Annotated in this window: 7 protein-coding genes; 4 read left to right on the top strand and 3 right to left on the bottom strand. The window is 27.5% G+C overall.

Annotated elements, in window-relative coordinates; genetic code table 4:
• Window positions 1-89: 89 nt before the first annotated feature.
• Both hisS and aspS read left to right on the top strand, forming a co-directional pair.
• Window positions 90-1,376 carry a histidine--tRNA ligase gene (gene hisS / locus PWA39_RS00640; RefSeq protein ID WP_069099315.1) on the top strand — a complete coding sequence of 429 codons (1,287 nt, stop codon included), beginning with the start codon at window positions 90-92 and terminating at the stop codon, window positions 1,374-1,376.
• On the top strand, window positions 1,369-3,081 hold the full coding sequence (aspS, locus tag PWA39_RS00645) for an aspartate--tRNA ligase (RefSeq protein ID WP_069099316.1): 1,713 nt from the start codon (window positions 1,369-1,371) through the stop codon (window positions 3,079-3,081). Before hisS ends, aspS begins: the two co-directional genes overlap by 8 nt.
• Window positions 3,082-3,892: 811 nt before the next feature.
• Here the strand turns inward: aspS and PWA39_RS00650 are convergent.
• The 3 genes from PWA39_RS00650 to PWA39_RS00660 form a co-directional block, all read right to left on the bottom strand.
• The gene (locus PWA39_RS00650) at window positions 3,893-5,857 is read right to left on the bottom strand and encodes an ABC transporter ATP-binding protein (RefSeq protein ID WP_069099317.1); all 1,965 of its coding nucleotides are present in this window, start codon (window positions 5,855-5,857) and stop codon (window positions 3,893-3,895) included.
• A gap of 77 nt (window positions 5,858-5,934) precedes the next feature.
• Window positions 5,935-8,217: an ATP-binding cassette domain-containing protein gene (locus tag PWA39_RS00655; protein WP_069099318.1), complete on the bottom strand. Its 2,283-nt coding sequence runs from the start codon at window positions 8,215-8,217 to the stop codon at window positions 5,935-5,937.
• Window positions 8,183-8,323 carry a hypothetical protein gene (locus PWA39_RS00660; protein ID WP_169815916.1) on the bottom strand — a complete coding sequence of 47 codons (141 nt, stop codon included), beginning with the start codon at window positions 8,321-8,323 and terminating at the stop codon, window positions 8,183-8,185. Before PWA39_RS00660 ends, PWA39_RS00655 begins: the two co-directional genes overlap by 35 nt.
• Window positions 8,324-8,970: 647 nt before the next feature.
• Here PWA39_RS00660 and PWA39_RS00665 point away from each other — a divergent pair.
• Complete coding sequence (locus PWA39_RS00665) at window positions 8,971-14,901, top strand: MGA_1079 family surface serine endopeptidase (protein WP_069099319.1); 5,931 nt, start codon at window positions 8,971-8,973, stop codon at window positions 14,899-14,901.
• Window positions 14,902-16,023: 1,122 nt separating this feature from the next.
• The gene (locus tag PWA39_RS00670) at window positions 16,024-19,596 is read left to right on the top strand and encodes a P97 family adhesin (protein ID WP_069099320.1); all 3,573 of its coding nucleotides are present in this window, start codon (window positions 16,024-16,026) and stop codon (window positions 19,594-19,596) included.
• The last annotated feature ends 19 nt before the right edge of the window (window positions 19,597-19,615 follow it).

A 19,615-nucleotide genomic window follows, 5' to 3' on the forward strand; every position in this document is an offset into this window, starting at 1 on the left:
AAAATTAAAATAATTACTAAAAAATATCTATTTTAATTTTTGGTTTTTATTTTGTAAAATTTTCTATGGTTCAAAATTAAAGGTTAAAAATGAAATCATTCTTAAATTCAAGTCCTAAGGGTACTTATGATATTGTTGAGCAAGAAAGTGAAATATTCCTAAAAATCCGTAATATTTTTTTCCAATATGCTGGAAAATTTAATTTCGCATATATTGAAACACCAATTTTTGAATATGCAGAAATTTTTGAAAAAACTAGTCAAGATTCAGATGTAGTAACCAAAGAACTCTATAAATTTTTAGATAAATCAAATCGACAATTAGCTTTAAGGCCAGAGGGAACTGCGCCAATCATGCGAGCAATTTGACAGCACAAATTGCACCAAGTTGAAAAAAAATTTTTTTATTTTGGTCCCATGTTTCGCTATGAAAAACCACAAAAAGGACGTTTTCGTCAGTTTTATCAAGCCGGATTTGAAATTACTAACTATAAACCAGAGTCATTTTTTTTACAAGTTTTAGAAGTTATTCTTTTAGTTATTAAAATTCTTGAAAATCTTAAAATTCAAAACTACCAACTTAAAATTAATTACCTTTCAAATTCACAAACAAGACAAGAATATTCTAAAGCTTTAAGTCAATATTTTGAAAAATATATCGATAAACTCGAGCCTATCTCTAAATTGCGCATTAAAAATAATCCTTTGAGAATTCTTGATGACAAGATAGAATATTCTAAAGATTTTGTTAAATCAGCCCCAAAAATAAGTGACTTTTGATCAACAGAGGATAAGAAAAATTTCAATTCAATAATTTCAATTTTTGAAAAATTTAAAATTAATTACGTGATTGACTACTCATTAGTTCGAGGGCTTGATTATTATGATGAATTTGTTTTTGAATTTATTGATAATGGCAAAATTTTAGGTTCAAAATTAACATTCGCTGGTGGAGGTTGTTATAATAATTTACCACAAAAATTTGGGATGTCTAATTTTAAAAGTATCGGGGTTGCCTTTGGAATTGAGCGTCTAATAGAAATTTTTAAATCTAATTCCCCTACTAAATTAACAAATTTAGATTTTTATTTAATCGGCTTTAGTAAAGATGAAATTCTTAAAAATTTTGAACTTGCAATTTTACTCCGCGAGCAAAATTTTCGAGTTGATTTAAATAAATCGCCTCTATCAATTAAAGATGGATTCCAAAAAGCAAAAAAATCAGGTGCAAAATTTGCTTTTTTCTTTGAAAAAGACGAACAACCTGGCCAAATATCAATCAAAAATCTTCAAACATCTATTAATAAAGTAATTTCACTTTTAAATATTGATTTTAAATTTTTAAAAACACTTATAGACGGAGAAACTCATGTATAATTCAAAAAATTTATCCAAAGATCAAATTGGAAATATAGTCTCAATTCAAGGCTGAGTCCAAAATATTCGTAAAATTAAAAGTAAAACCTTTGTGGTAATCCGTGATTATCACGGAATTTTTCAAGTAATTATTGATGAAAATACCAAAAAAGTCGATAAATATTCAAAAGAATCTGTTGTCCGTGTTGAAGGTATTTTATCACTAAGAAGCAATCCAAATACAAAAATTCATAACGGTGATCTTGAAATAAACGCAATAAATTTTGAAACACTTTCATTTTCACAGCCAATTCCGTTTGAAATTCATAATGAAGCTCACGCCAATGAAGATTTACGTTTGGAATACCGATTTTTAGATTTACGCCGTGAAGTAATGCAGAAAAATTTGACTTTTCGCTATAAAGTTTTTCACTATATTCGCTCTTTCCTTTTTGAAAATAATTTTATTGAAATTGAAACTCCGATTTTGTCAAAATCAACACCTGAAGGAGCGAGATCTTTTTTAGTTCCTACTCGACAAAAAGGAAAATTTTTTGCCTTACCGCAATCACCTCAAATTTATAAGCAACTTTTAATGGTTTCTGGATTTGAAAAATACTTCCAATTTGCCCGTGTTTTTCGCGATGAGGATCTAAGAAAGGACCGCCAATTTGAATTTTGTCAACTAGATTTAGAATTTGGTTTTAGTAATTTTGAAAAAATCTCCAATCAAATTGAAAACCTTATAAAATATTTGTGAGAAAAAATTTACTCTAATTCAAACATTGAATTTCCGCGGCTTGACTATGATTTTGTAATTGACAAATATGGAACCGATAAACCTGACTTGCGATTTGAAAATAAATTATTTTCACTTGATTTTCTTGATGGTCAAGACCCACTTTTTCAAGGTAAAACTCGTGGAATTTTTCTTGAAAATGTTTTAATTTCAAAAGCAGATTACCGAATTTTTTCTGAAAAAATAAGACAACATAATGCAAACAGACTTTTATACATTCATATTGAGTCTGGAAAAATTTTGTATTTTTCTTTTAAAACTGATGAATCTGTCTTGAAATCTAAGCTTGAAAGTTGACTATTAGACAACAATTATCAAAACGGAACTTTATTTTTAATTTCTGATAATTATCAAGAAACATCATTAGCTCTTGGGGCTTTACGGAATTTATTAGCACAAAAATACGACCTTATTATCAATAAAAATGAATTTAAATTTGCCTGAATTATTAACTGACCACTTTTTGAACTTGATTCAAATCAGCAAATAACTTCTGCTCACCACCCTTTTACAGCGCCTGTTGTTGAAAATATTGAATTTTTAGATACTGACCCTATAAAAGTTCGCGCTCAGTCTTATGATCTTGTGCTTAATGGTTTTGAACTTGGTTCTGGTTCAATAAGAATTAATAATTCTGAATTACAAAGTAAAATTTTTAGAATTTTAGGTCTTAATCAAGATCAGATTAACCTTCAATTTGGCAGTCTTTTAAAAGCTTTTAATTTTGGAGTCCCACCTCATGGAGGCTTTGCTTTCGGTCTTGACCGTCTAATTATGATTTTATTACAAACTAACTCAATTCGTGATGTTATTGCTTTTCCAGTAAATTCAAAAGGTTTGGACTTATTGCTAAATTCACCTTCATCAATAAATCCTGAGTCATTATCTGAATACAATATCAAAATTAGTGTCATAGATAAAGAATAATTTCTAAAAAAGCTTACAAATTTTGAATAAATAGGACAAATTAGAATATTAATTTAAGCAAAAAGCAACTAATTTTTCCCGAGTTTCCCAGTTTAATGAGCTAATCTTAAAAAGGTGTCTGGTTTTGGGAACTTTTTTAACTTTTTTGCTAAAAATTAATTACCTATTTTAAAACACGGCAAAATCAAGCTATGGACAAAACAACAAAAACCATAAAAAATACAACTACTATTTAAACTCAATGCAAATAGAAAACTCGTTTTTACTTGCATTGAGCCTAAAAAAACATATGAAGTTTTGAAAGAACAACAACCAAAAGCCCTAAATTTATAGATTTCTAAACGGGTAAATTTAAGGCATCCCATCATATTTAAAAATATAATGGATAATTCGCACTTATTTTATTATGTCAAAAAACATAATTAATTCCTCCTTAATTCAATATCGTCAATTTATTAATTTATTCTTAAGTGAGAATCATTATAACACAATTTTATTTTTGACCAAACATTTTTTTTTTTTTTGCAAAGGCTTAATTTTAAAATAATAAAAATTAAGATTTTAACCTCAAAAATACCCGTAAATCTGGGTATTTTTTCATATTTGCATTCCTAAAAAGTGAATTTTACCATCAAACTGGAAACTCAGGATTTAAGCAAAAAGCAACTAATTTTTGCCTTTTAAATAGCAAAAATTCCTAAAGAATTAAGCCTTGAACAGCTTTAAATCTTTAGGAATTTATAATGAATAACAAAGAGATTTGGCAAATTTAGATAAAATTTAGCCCTAACTATACAAGTAAATCCAAAAATTAGAATTGCTCAAATTTTAGCAATTTAATTACCGGTTTACGATAACTTAGTCAAGAAATTATTAGGTAAATTACCGAAATAGATCCAAACATTATAAGTCATATTATTATAAGTAAAGCGCCAACTTGGCTCAGTGAGGGTAGTAAAATATCTTGGCCAATTATTGCGGTATAAATTTTTCCCATTGACGGAATGAAAACAACTGAATTAATAAATAAAATAAAGAGTGAAATTATAATAATATTTAGTCAATGGTAAAAGAAAATTTGCCAGGTTTTAGCATTTAGTGCCTTAAGAATTCCAATTAATTTCATTTTTGAATCACTCAGATTTTTACCATAAAAGACTGTCTGAATTAGCAAAATTATAACAAATAAAACTAAAATAGCACCAATAACTATATTTGTAAATGATTGTGTATTTAATATTGATTTTGTTATTCCACCTAGAGACGATTGGACTTCAAATTCTTTGTTGTTTTTAGCAAAGTTTTCAATATTATTAGCTAAATCATCATCAATATTAAAATACAGTTTCAATACTCAAGGGTCAATTTTTTCTGGCTTATTGTTGTCAAGATTTTCATTTGGCCCGTTGTTTTTTTGGACAGGTTTTGCTAGTTCAAAAAATTTATGATGTAAAAAGCTAAAATTTAATCTATCTAAAGTAGATAAACTACTTATACCAACTACTTTTAGATCTACGGCTGTGTTTCGAAAACTTGTGACACTAATTTTTTGATTGTTTGGTTGTTCTATATTAAATTTTGTTGCCAGCGATTTTGAAATTATTACTTCATCTTTGTTTTGAATATTTCTGCCTACTAAATTTTTGTTGTCAAAAATAAATCTATTTTTAAAAAAATCACTTTCATCGATATAGTCAACAGAAGAATCAAACTCTACTTTATCGCCATAAGTGAAAGTAACCTTAGGAAAGCTAAAAATAGGAACGATTTTTACAATTTTTGGGTTATCTTCTTTAAGTTTTGTGATTTCATTAGTAGAAAATGTGTTTATTTCTGCATTTGATTTTTTGGTTATTACAACCGAATCTAATTGATATTCAATCGTGTTTTGCAAATTAGTGCTGCTAATATTTAAATTTAAGACCCCAAATAATAATGTCCCAAAAAAACTGGTTAAAAAAAGCAATAAAAATAAAATACTTGAAGTAAGTTTTGATTTAAAATCTGTGATTGTTAATAAAAAACCTGTCTTAAATTCTTGTTTAATTTTTGAAAGTTTTGAATTTTTAGCTGTTTTTTGATAGTTTAAATCGCTGTTTTTAGCTGTGTCTTTAGTAATTAAGGACTGATTTTGGCCATTTTTGTCAAAAATTTCCTCAGAAATTTTGTTTTTTTCAATATAAACAATTTTGTCGGCATATTTTTTTGCTAAATCAAGGTTATGACTGACTACTAAAATAGTTTTATTTTTGGAAATATTAGCTAAATTTTCAAATACAATTTTTGCATTTTCAATATCTAAATTTCTTGTTGGTTCATCAAGCAATATAAAACTACTATCACGTGAAAGTGAGCGTAAAATTGCAATTCTTTGCCTTTCGCCGCCAGATAAATTATTTACTTTTTGTTCAAGTTGTTCAGTTTTTATCGACATTAAATTTGCATTTTGATTTAATGCATTTTTGTCTAAAAGTTTATTTATTACATTATTTCCTATTAAAATATTGTCATTAGATGTAATTTTTTCAATTAAATTAAAATCTTGAAAAACAACATCAACTAATGGTTTTTTAATTTCAGAACCATTTTCATCAAAAAAAGAAATGTTTCCACTATCTTTTTTTGTAAAACCTGCAATTAAATTAATAAGAGTTGTTTTACCAATTCCGGATTCACCAACTACAAAAGTTACTTTGTTCGAAGGAATTTCAAGATTTAGTGAACTAAAAATAAATCTATCATCAATTTTTTTTGTTAAATTTTGAATTTTTATCATTTTTCCTCAGGCCTAAAATTAAAAAACTTGTAAATCTTTTTTATATAAATATAAAAAATCACGAACGGGATTTTAGATTATCTCAATAAAGTTGCGACATCTTTTCGATATGTTTTATAAGAAATTAATAGGTAAATAAAAGACATAGAAACAAAACTAATTAACCAAGTTAAAAGAAAAATTACGATAATTTGCGAATAATCTGGTTGAAATAAGTTTTGATTCAGAACTATTTTATAAATTTCCGGGACAATCAAAGTTGATAAAATTATACCTACAAAAAATACAAAAACACTAATAATTATTAAATTTAATCAATGGTACATGAAAATTTCTAACGTTTTACCGCCTAGTGATTTTAAAACTGCTATCGATTTTTTCTTAAAATTGGAAAGATTTACAGCATAAACGCTAATAAAAATCAATAAAGTAATACCAAGAACTATAATTGAAGCAAAAATAATCGCAATCAAAGTAAATTGAGAGGCAAATAAAGAATGTCTTAGTTCATCAATTCCTCCAGAGGTGGAATAATAACGTTCGACACCAGATTTACTATATTTATCTAAAAAATCCTGAATATTATTATAAAGATTTTCATGATTAAAAAAGACTAAAAATTCACTAGGTTGTACTTGGCTGAAAAAATTTTCAATTTCACTGTTAAAAATTACTACATTCTCGGGTTCTTCTGAAGCATTATTAGTAGTTTTATCGGCATCAAAAATACCAACAACTTTAAAAATATAACAACTGCGAAAAGTAGTATTAATTTCTATTAGTTTTCCAATTTTACTAGTAATATTAGAGCTAACTGCAATTTCGTCGAATGATTGAGGTAAATTACCTTTAGTTAAATTTATTGAATTTACCTGACTTGAATTTTGATAAAAAGATTTGGTAATAGTCGGATCAATAATTGTCGTATTGTCATTTGTTCCTGAAGTACGAGAGTCAAGAGAATAATAATTATCTGGCAAAATATCAAATCTATTAAAATTTTTGGATCTTTCTTTATACCCCTTTTCAAATGTTGTCTTTAATTTATTTGTATGGATTAAAGACAACAAAGGTTGATCAAAACTTTTTTCTTCAATTACTCCAACAATTTTTACTTCTTCAAAATGCTTAGAAAAAGAAATTTTTATTTTTTTTCCTATTGGGTTTGTGATTTGAAGTTGATTAATAATTTTCTCAGGTAAAATAACTTCGTCTTGATTAGATATAAAATTATTATTAAATTTTTGGCTTTTAATAATGTCAGCGAATCTATTTTTAAAAAAATCTGACTCATCAACGGGGAAAATTGGGCCTGTTGAAACTTTTTTATCATCATAACTGAATTCAAATGATTGTAAATGAGTATATATTGGTATTATTTTCTCTATTTTTGGGTTTTCTTTTTTAAGTTTTTCTAATTCATTAATATTTAAGGAAGAAAGCCCCTTTTCGCTTACGTTTAAGGTGTCTAAATTATATTGAACAACGTTGTCAAAATTAATATTTTTAGCGGAAATATTCAAGTTAACAAATAAAACTACACCAAAAATCATTGCTAAAAATGAAAGTAAAACAAGAATAAAAGTAGTAATTTTCGACCTAAAATCAGCAAATGACAAAAGTAAGGCAACTTTTGCTTTTTGGTAAAAAGATGGTTTTCTATATACTTTATTTTCAGAATTTGCTAAAAAATTATTCGTAGATTCTTGTAGATTTTGTTGAGGTTTATCTTTATTTTCTATTGATTGAATATTTTCTTTTTCTACATAAATAATTTGATCAGCATATTTTTTTGCAAGTTCTAAATTATGACTTACAACTAAAACAGTCTTATTTTGTGATATTTTAACTAACAAATCAAGTAATGCGATTGAGTTTTCTTTATCTAAGTTCCCAGTTGGCTCGTCAAGCAAAATAAAATCGGCATTTCTTGATGAACTTCTTAAAAATGCAGCTCTTTGCTTTTCGCCACCTGATAAATTTTTAGCTAATCGATTTAATTTTTGACTATTTATGTTAATTACACTAGCTTCGTTTTCAATTTGGTTATTTTCAACATAACGATTTAGAATATGATTTGCAATTAAAATATTATTTTTAATTGAAAGTGATTCTATCAAATTGAAATCTTGAAAAACAACGTCTACCAAAGGATTTTCAATTTCATTACCATTTTTAAAAAAAGAAATTTGACCACTATCCTTTTTTGTAAAGCCAGCAATTAAGTTAATCAGGGTGGTTTTCCCAATCCCTGATTTTCCAACAATAAAGGTTATTTTATTTGAAGGAATCTCGAGATTTATTGAATTAAAAATAATTTTATTGTTAAATTTTTTTGATAAATTTTGAATTTTTATCATCTAAATAAACCTCTTGTTTGGAATTAAATGATTCAATAGGAACTTTGCTCATATTTTTGAGGTAATTAATAAGCTCTTTAGCATAAAAATCAATACGTACCGACATATTTGACATTAATATTGAGTTCGCTGTTGTTAGTTTTTAATATTTGTGTTTGTTTTTTAGGTTTTAGCAGATATTGTGAATATCAAAAAGTATGCAATTATTAAGTCACTAACTTAGATTTTACTTTGTTCATGATAAACCTCACATATTATTAATTTAATTAATAAAAAAATTATAACAAATTTTTAGTTTTTTGAATACATTTTTTTATTAAATGAAAAAAAATTTAAAAAAATAAAAAATCAAATATTTTTAAAATAAATTACACAAAAAATTTGAACTATTAGCTTTTTTATCAATGATTTTGATTGGAGCCTTTTATTTATGTTTTCCGAAATTTGAACTTAAAAAATGTGAAAATAATTTAGTCATATGAAGGCTTGGTTTTTATATGAAAAACGACTTTAAAGTCTTGAATTGTTATACAAAAATAAATGAACTTATTTTTTGATAAGCAATAGTAACATTTTCAAAATGTTGGTGTTAAACATTGACTAATTCTAGCTACAAAGTGCTACGAGAATTTAATACGAGTGTTTAAAAATAAATTAGTATACAAATTAAAATTTAAATATATAGGTTTTTTAATTTTTTGTTGTATAATTATATAATTAATAAATTAAAACTCTCACGAAATAGGAAAAATAATGTACAGAAAAAAAGCAAAAACCAACCCAATATTTTTATTCGGGGTTGGTATTTTTTCACTTGTTGTTGCCTCTTGTTCAACTTCAAACTCAAATTCATTTCAAAATTACACTGATCCAAATCAAAGTCTTCAAAAAAATCAGGTAGATAATTTTTTTCTTCAGTATCCTAATTTTCCCGAAGATATTAAAAATAAAATAAAAGATTCCTTAAATATTTCCTCACAAAATTTCTCAAATTCAGAATATATGCCCAAACTTTCTCAATTTGTAGAAAAATATTCATCAACATTAGATTTGTTTGGAAAATTCGAGTCGAATTTTAAATCTAAGACAATTAATGAGTCTTTTAGTGTTAACGAGGAAAAATACAATAATTTAAAAAGTGAAATTGAAACGTTTAATCAAAAAATTCTAAATTCATCTAATTTTGAAACTAAATTGGATGAATTTTTAGCCAAAATAAGTGAATTAAACGCAGAAATTACTAAAACCAACGACACCCTTAGTCAGGAACTTTCAACTTTTAGCTGATTTAACACGGTTTTAAAACACGCAAACCTTGTTAATCTTAAAGCCTTAAGTGCGCAAATTAATGACAAAATTACCACTTTATATAAAAATGATAATAAAGAAGAAATTGAAAATTTCACCTCAAATTTAATGATTTTGGAAAATATTATCACTCAAATTAAATCAATAAAAAATGAATATTCAACTGAGAAAAACGAAGCTTTCAATAATTTAATTACAAATTTTAATTCAAATATAAATTCTGATAACCTAATTAACAATGTTACTGATTCAATTGAAAATCTTAAAAATATCCAAACTAATTTAGAAAAAATTGTTAATAAGTCAGCTGAAAAAAACGAAAAATTACAAGAATTAAAAAAATCTGCTATTTCAGAAGTTGATAAAGCCACTAATTTATCCCAAAATGTTCAAAGTAATTTTAAAGAAAAAATAAATAACTCAATTACTGAATCACAAATTAGTCAAATTAAGGAATTTATTTCAGAATTAGAACGTGTTGCATCACTTCTATCTTCATTGAAAACAGAAAAAACAAAACTAGAAAATGATTCTAATTATTTAAATTCTGAAAATAAAACAGAATTAGATGAGCTAATAAGTTCGCTAAATTTTTTAGATCAAGATAATAAACTTGCATTAAATGATGAGATTTCTGATAATACAAAATATTATTTATCTAATGCTTTAACAGTTTATGAAAACGTAAAATCAGAAATAGCACGTCTTAATGGTGATGTTAAGTTAAGTGAAGCTAAAAAAACTTTGGAAAATCAATTATTATCAGACAAATTTAGTCCAGATTTTATTTCTAATATTAAAAAATTAGCAGATTCAAAAAAATTAGTTTCTGATATTAGACATATAAGTTCTAGCATTTTAAAATTAGCAGATTCCCTTGATTTGTATAATGCTGAAGTCAAAAATTTTCAATTATTATTAAACAACTCAAGTACATCTACAAAAAATAAGCAAGAACTTCAAGAAAAAAATAACAAAATTAAACAAAAATTAGACCAAAATCTTCGACTTAATGAATTTGATAATGAAAATTTGCCCGGATTTGTTGATGACTTTGCTAATTTAGTCACTTCATTTTCACAAACAATTTCAGATTCAAAAGCGCAAAATGAGCAAATTGTGCAAGAAAAACCACCAGCAAAAGTTGCGCAAAATTTATCAGATTTTAAACAACAGGCTCAAAATGCCCTAAAAGTTAGTCTTGATGACCAAGGTCTTGACCGTCATAGTATAAAAAAATATCTTACTTCTGCTTCTTTTAACCTTCAAAATGCAAGTCTTTGGTTAAAACAACCACAAAATGATGAAATAAATTTCAAATTATTAGATTTATCATTGGATAATAGCAACAGAAATATTTTAGTCCTTAATTATGAGGCAACTTCAGTAAAAAACCCTTCACATTCAACGATTTTATCTACCCAACTTCCAATTCCTAATAGTGATGTTGACTTAAATGAGATAATTTCTTCATTAAATATAGATTCTCTTGATGACTATTTTGATATTTACTATAATTCGTTCCTTGATTTTGAAAAAGAAGACTTCCCTAAGCAAGACGTAAAAAAAATTATTTTAGAAAATTTTTCTCAATCAAAACAAACAATCGGAAATTTTTTCCATGTTGCATTACCAGAGCGACCTGAATTAACCTTTACCAGTGATAATAAAATATCTTTAAAATTAGAGATTAAATTTAATAATCAAGTTATTAAAACAGTCACAGTAAAATCCAAGAACCCAGTTAATTTTAAACAAAAAGATAACTTGCCAGTAAAAATTGAATATACTCAAAACTTTAAAAACACCAGTTTTTATAAGCAAACTTACCTTACTGATTCCGAATATATAGATTATGACTTTACTAGATCAAAAGATCCATATGCTTATTTTTGGCAAGTCGAAGAACCTTCGGGTGGAGGCGGGGTTGGTAGTTATTGATTTTATAAATATTTATTAAAATCAGCCTTAGAAACATTGCAACAAACAGGAGAAATTCCTAAAAATAAAAAATTTAAAACTTTTAAAGATTACCCAAATGTTGTAAAGGTTTCAGAATTTGGTTTAGAAAAACCAACACAACCAGATGAACTAAGTAAGACTGACCTTGATAAAATTTTTGATAAAATTTTAAAAGATAAACAATTTTTTAACTATGAAATTCCTGAAAATTCGACAATTTCGTTTTCAACTTTTGATGTTAATAATGAAAAAAGAAGAGTTTTAACCTCAAGTACTACTCAAAGTATTTACCTAAAATTATTAATAAAAAAAGGCCAAGACACTAAAGAAGAAATTCTACAATTTGCGCCTAAAGATTTCTTAAAACCAATTTTATCACCACGTGATAAAGCTGATTTATCGTTAATTGAAAAAATTTTAAGCGATTCTACCGGTAAAGAATTATTTAAAAACACAAAAATTAATGATATTGATTATACGCACGGCCAAATTTCACTAGCCGGAAAAACGAATTCACAAATAATTGACTCGCTTAACAAGCTTTATACATTTGCTAAAATTGGAAAATTTGAAATTTTTGCAAAAGATGTTATTTCTACAAACATTTTAAAAGGTGAGGCAAAAATTTTCTTTTGATACAAATTTAACGGGTTGGAATTTCCGTTAATTGTTGAAGGAACTAAACGTACTGATGTGTTTAAAACTGAAAAAGCCATTAATTTTTCAAATTGACTGCCAGCCACTTATAGCGATATTAAGCCTAAAAATGGTTCTAATTTCACCAGTGAAGATTTTGTGCCTATTCCAGAAGAAACAGGTCAAAGGGATAGAAATGGCAAACTAGTTTCAAAACCCAATGAGATTTCCGCTGATGACAAATCAATAATTGATCAAATTAACAGTCGACACTTTGATTATCGTAGAGTAACAGGTGAATTTTATAAAAAAGCACAAAAAGAAATAAAATATAGACTAATTGACCCGGCTGATATTGTTGAACAAAAAGCTGAGTCAAAGTTAAATTATTTACTTCAAATTAAAGCCAACAATGAAACCGCTAGAAATAGTGATTTAGATAAGTTTAAAAATCAAGAGGTCAAACTTGAGGGTGAAGACAAAAAAAGTGGACAAAATAGCGAAAAATTACCAATAATTGTTGAAAAGCCAATATTTTTTAATGAGGATCCTCAAGTTTCACTTAACACTTCAAAAATTTTAAATAATTATTTTGTCTATTATTATGATGTTAAAACCACTAATACACTAGGGGAAATGACTTTCAAACTTGGTTTTATTAACAAACACAACACAAAAATCCGCTATAGTTCTAAGAAAGATATTAAATTACAAAACTTAGAAAATGATTATAAAAATAAACTTTACCCTGAAGTAATTCTAAATAAAATCAAATATTCTGATTTTGTTCGCAAAAATACTAGTTTACTTACAACAAATGTGTTAAATAATAGCGATTTTCAAAATCTCTTTGACATCAAAGAAGAAGCTCTTCGTTATAATAATTTCAAAATCTCAAAGCAAAATTTACAATTTCTTGAGACAAAAAAACATAATAATAAATTATATTTCCGTCTAAAATATGTTAATGGACCTCATATTGTTGAAGGTTCAACTTGATATTTTTTAACAAATGTTAATAGTCAAAATAATCAAGCCAATATAGATTTAGACACACAAAAACCATTAGTTACTTTATTTGAATCTGAAAAAGAAGTAACTAGAAGTCGTGAAATTGAACCTTATTATAAAGATTTATATTGAAATTACGATAATTCTACAAAAACAGCTAAATGAACATTAAAAGAAAAATATTTTTCTGAAACATTTTTAAAGAATAATCCTAAAAACCGGAAAATAAATCTGCAATTATTTGGAAATGCTTTAGTTCAAAATACCCGAAGGCTTACCCGAATTAGTGGTGGAATGGACTTAACCACAAACAAACCAACTAAAGGCGGTTATGATTTTGTTTTTGACTTTGAAAAATTAGCAAACGGGGAAATAATAGCAATTACTGAAAAAACCAAAAATGTGTTTTTTGAAGATTCAAACAAAAAATTTCAGGATTTTAGTTTCAATTTAAGCGCTCAATATATCAAAGGTCAAGGGATTGAATTTAAATTATGACTAAATGATCCTAATCTTGGTTTGATAGTTGATAATGTTTTTAATCATGTTGAACAAGGTGCTGGCTTCTATAGTAGCCCAAAATTTGACACTTTTGATCCAAAAAAAGCCTTTATTTTACATAAAGCCGGAGCAAGAGTTCATATTGAATATACAAACTCGCTTGAAAACGAAGATTTTGGTTCTAAAACAAATCAATTTGACTATAAAAATATTGACTACACTAATGAAGAGCAACCAATTTCATTTTTCAGCAATTCAGATGTTTACAATTTAGAAAAATATAATCCAAACCAAAATGTTCCTTATAAATTACATGAAGGATATTTACAAGATTTAGAATTTTTACATAAATCTTGAGATACTAAAAAATTCCCACTAGCAAAAAATCTATTAGGTAGAACCTTTGGCTTTAGTTTTGGAAGTGCAACTATGCTTGCAAAAGTAAATAATGATCCAGATGATGGTAAATTTTACATAATCACAAATAATCACGTCGAAGGTGGCGGAAATTTTGATTTAAATACCCTTTTTGGTAAAGATTTAACCCATTCTTTATCAAATAATCGTTACATGGCTATTGCAAGTAAATATTATTCTAATTCAATTGACGGCGGTTATAGCTATTGAGGAGGGCCGAACAGTGTCAAAAATGTTCCTGCTTGGATAGTTTGAACTGGCATTAAACAACCGGATGTAGATGGAAAAAATCCAAAAAATGTTGACATAACTGTTTTAATTGTTGATATTAAGCCTTTAATTAAAGCGGCTTATGAAAGCGGTGAGTTCCAAAAAGCAGCCTGATTATTAAATTGATATAAATTACCTAACTTAAAATTAAACTCAAATGGTCAAACAGATTTAACATTTTTTGGTCAAAATGTTAAACATTTTGGAATGAATGGATTTCCTTATGCAAAACAAAGCGGTTATGTAATTAACAGGGCTAATTCAGATCAACAAAATGTTACTATTTTGAATCAAAAAGGTTATACTCCATCATATTTTAACGCTGGTAATTCCGGAACTGGAGTATTAGGACCAGATGATGAGTATATTTCAACGATTAATGGAGGTTCGCCACTTACATTTTTACAAAGTTGGAATTATTCAACAGCAAGTTATAATTATTTTGGAATAAATTGACAAAATGAAAAACCACTTGAACTAAAAAGTAAATATAGCTTGTCATCAATGATAATGCGACTTAATGCTCAAAATCCGCGTGAATACAGTCTTCCTTGATTTTTCAAGGATTTTGAAAAGTAAAATAATTTTAAAATCACAAAAATAAGCTTATTAATTTAGTCTATTTATTTAAACTTTTCTATTTTTGCTGATTTTATTAACATTAAAACTAAAAAGTTCAAAATCCCGAGTTTCCTAGTTTGATGACATAATCCTAAAAAAGTGTCCTGGTTTATTAGTTTGGGCACTTTTTTAACTTTTTTGACAAACTCAGGAAAAATAACTATCAAAGCAAAAACACTAAATTTTAAATCTAGCCATCACGAAAGAAAAATCTACTACTAAGCAAACTAAAAAAGCTAAAATTTTAACTTAAAAAGCAAAATTATGAATTTTTAAACTACTTTTTTAGTTTAAAACACTAACAAAAATCGTAAAAAATACAACTACTATTTAAACTCAATATAAATAGAAAACTCGTTTTTATTTATATTGAGCCTAAAAAAATATGTGAAGTTTTGAAAGAGCCATAATAAAAAGCCATAAATTTGTAGATTTCTAAACGGTCAAATTTAAGGCATACCATCATATTTAAAAATATAATGGATAATTCGCATTTTCTGATTTTTTTATAACAAAAACATAACTAAGTCCCTAATTCAATATTAAAATTTATTAATTCATTCTTAGTGAGATTCATTATAACATATTTTTTTCTTAGACCAAACATTTTTTTTTTTTTTTTGCAAAATGCTCATTTTAAAATAATAAAAATCAAGATTATAGGTCAAAAATCGCGGATTTACGGGCATTTTTTGCATTTATATTCACTAAAAAGTGAATTTTTGCCATCAAACTGTCAAACTCAGTGCCTGCGTGAATACAGTTTTCCCTGATTTTTCAAAGATCTTCAAAAGTAAAATAATTTTAAAGTCCAAAATTAGTTTATTAATTTAGTCTATTTATTTAAATTTTTCGATTTTTGCCGATTTTATTGACATTAAAGCTAAAAAGTTCAAAATCAATTTAATCCAAAAAAGTCGCAAAAATTTGAAAAAAATACTAAAAAAAGAGTAAAATTTACTTTTAAAAGGTAAAATGAATTAAATTTTACTTTTTTATTTAATAAAATAATAAAAAAACACCATTGTAGTGCTATAATTTTAAATATTTGATTAAAAACCACATGGAGAAAAAATATATATGCCTAAAAATACTAATAGATTAGCAATAGCAATAACCGCTGTTGGCGGTGTTGCTATTTTTGCAACGACTATTGGGCTTGTAACTCGAATTCGCTATACAGGAGAAAATCCCCGAGCTGAATTAGAAAGTTTAGTTTCGCGAGTCCAAAATGTTGCCTTTAAATCTGATGTCTTTGATGATTCTACCACATATAGCCAAATAAAATCACAACTTTTTGACCAAAGTGGAAAATTATTAGCTGGCACAGATTTAAATAAATTTATATCTTTTTACACACAGGTTAACTCCAAACTACGTAAATTTGAGCCAACTTTTGCACCAAATAAGCCATTTTTAGAATTTATTGACTTAATTCCAAATGATAATGATCAAAGTTTTGAGCTTCAATTTCGTGCAAAGCACCAAGTTGATAACAACCACACAGCATTTTCAACCATTATCTCAAAAAAGGTGTCATTTGCACAACGTTCACAATTTGCTCTTGCCGAATTTAATTCAAACTTAGAAAAAATAACTAAAAGTTTCAAAGAAAATATCCAAAATTTAAGAAGAACAGATTTTAGCTCAAGTGTTATAAATCCAAGTTTAACTGATCAAAAAATTGCATCTTTAACTCGTGCAGAAGATTTTGCCGCTGATATTAATAAATCTGGAACTGAAGCCGAGGCTATTGAAAAAATAAGTCAATATTTCCCTGATTTTCAAAAAATAATTAACGATTTAAACTTTGACAAAAATAATTTTTTCACTTTTAAACAAGGAACAATTTACAATTTTAGTTTAGAAAAACATCCTGGAACAAATAATTTTATTTCAGTTGGCCCAAATTCAGTTCCTAGTTTTTTAGTTAAAGCTGAATTAAGTGATGATGCAAAATTTGAACTTAAAAATTTCAATATCGAAGATGCCCAATTGCTTGAAAAAATTGATTTATTGCCTCAGGCTAGTTCATCTGAGTCAGGTCAGGATCAAACTGGAGAAAAACAAGCTAAACAGGCAACTTATTTTGCCGATGTAGACGATATTTTATCAAAAATTTCACTCAGAAAATTACAGTTTACTGATTTTAAAGCTGGAAGTAAGCCAGTTGACACTCAAGTTCAAGCTCAAGCTAGCTTATTAACTTCTGAAGGTATTAAGCAACTAGTTCCAGTTGCCACCGATCTTACCCAAGCTCAGGCACAACCTCAAGCCGCGGAATCTGGGCAACAAGGAACCAACGGGCAACAAGGTGCCACTGGAGATGCTTCAGGATCAGCTGGAACAGGCACAATGGCAGGAGCAGCCGGCCCAGGAACAGCATCAAACGGGTCAACCGGGTCAGGTGTGGATGGTGCAGCATCAGGAGAGGCCTCAGGCGCAACCACAGACCAACAACCTTCTGTAACTACTCCAGCTCAATCTGAAGACAAAACAAAGGAATTAGTCAAATATCTTGAAATTTCAACTCGCACTGTAAATGATTTTTTCGCTAGTTTTAATAAAAAAATATATTCTTCTGTTAGAGAAAAATCTAAAGAATTAGTAGATAAAATAAATTCTGAATTATTAATTAAACCAATTTCCCTTGATTTTGGTGATTTTAATCAGTATTTTGACAAAAAACAACCAGAGGGTGTTGATTTTTATTTAGATCTTTCTAAAGCACAGGAAAAAGATGGTGTTAATCCAGAAAATTCAAATCTTGAAATTCCAGTTGTTATTAATCTTTATTCAAGCTTTTTTGGTGACTCAGAAAATAAACTTTTAGGATCTAAAACTTCAGTTTTTGAAATTCCTAATTTCAAGAAGGTTGGAGCAGGAACAGGTACAGGCACAACAAATATTGAATCTAATTTAGATACAGAGCGAAAAACATTCTATAATCTTGACGGTTTACCTACAACTTCTTCTCAAGCAACCGCAGTTTCTCAACCTGTTTCAACTCCAGTTGCTGCTTCAACAACAGCTAACACTACCGCAAATAAACAAATTAGAATTGGTTCAACAACAGCTTACATTTCTAAAACTGAATTAGAAAATTTAATCGGTCAAACTAGTCAAACTGGTGGTGAAACTGATCAAAACAGTGGCTCAAAAGCTCCTAAATTTGAAGAAATTAAGAAAATTATTGGAAATCCTTTCCAATATGCCTATGATTTTGATGCAAATGAATCAATGCTAAAAGCTTGAGTTGGACAGCAAAAATTCCCTAAACTCGAAGATTTTGCTAGTTTTATGGAAAATAATTTCATTGCATCAGATTACAAAATAAAATCACTCAGATCTGATAAATTCTTCAAAAATGAATATGATGTTGCTTCCTTTTATGCGTATTTAATCCAAAAAGAACCCGCTCAAGTTTTAAATTATCTATTTGAAATTGCTAAAGCAAATGGTTTAGTTGATAAAAATGCTTCAATTAATTTAAATGATATAGTAGATAACAATATTTTCAAAATTGCCTCAGATGTTAAATTTAAGACAACTCAAGACAACCCAGTTTATTCACTTGATTTTAACAACCAGTTTTTAGGTTTTGACTCTCGTGGTTGAATTTCTAATCTATTTTTACCGAAAACTGTTTGGCAAAAAACAAATACTTTAATTAATGACAGTGATATTTTTAATGAATTAAATAAATATTCACCTGTGAAGGTTGGTGCAAGTACATCTTCTGGTTCAGCGATGACTGGCTCAGGAACAGGTGATGAACTTTATAAAACATTGCAAGAAGCCGCTAAAAAAATTAAAGAACATCTAAAAACACAAAGTTCCTCAATTTTAAAAGCTGGTGCTGAAGGTGGATCTGGCGGTGGAGCCGGTGGTGGCGGAGGCGGAGGAGCTGGCGCTGGTGGTTCAGGTTCAACTACTCCAACTTCAATTGAAGCCGAAATCAAAAAATTCTTCGAACAAAAAACACAACCACTTAGCACTTTAAAAGATTTATTGCTAGCATTTTACTATAAAGCTAAGGAATTAACCAACTTTAGTGCTTGATCAAAATTAGGTAATGATCTAGACTATAAAATTGTTTTTGAAAAACAGACAAGTTCAGATTCAGCTTCAACTTCAGGTTCTAGCGAAACTCTTACTACACCTTCTGGACTTGAGGACTATAAATTAACCTATTATTACAAGGTTTTTGACAAAAAAACTGGCGTTGATAAATATCAAACTCCAAAAATTGACTTAAATTTATGAGTTAATAAACAAGATACTCAAAGAACTGAAAGAGATGAACTAAATAAAGCTGTTTTAAGTATTCCGCCATCATTTTCACTATTTTACCTCAAAAAAGAGGATTTTGACAAGCTCAAAAAAGATGGATCTACTGAATCTGAAGGTAAAAAATTCGAAGAAACTGCAGTATTCAAAGAAATTCAGTCAAAAATTCAAGAAAACAATAAAGATCTCAAACTCTCAGTTGTTTCAATAGATGAAGATAAAATCAGTCCGCAAAGATTTAAAGTTGTGAATTTGCAAATCGAAAAAACTGCACCAACAACTACTGAAGGTTCTTCACCTGCTCAGTCAGTTAAGTCAAGTCTTAGTTTCCAAGTTAGAATTGCACTAGACGATACACAATAATAAAGAAAATTTCTACCAT

The sequence above is a fragment of the Mesomycoplasma ovipneumoniae ATCC 29419 genome (genome assembly GCF_028885435.1).
GTDB classification, from domain to species: Bacteria; Bacillota_I; Bacilli_A; order Mycoplasmatales; family Metamycoplasmataceae; genus Mesomycoplasma; species Mesomycoplasma ovipneumoniae.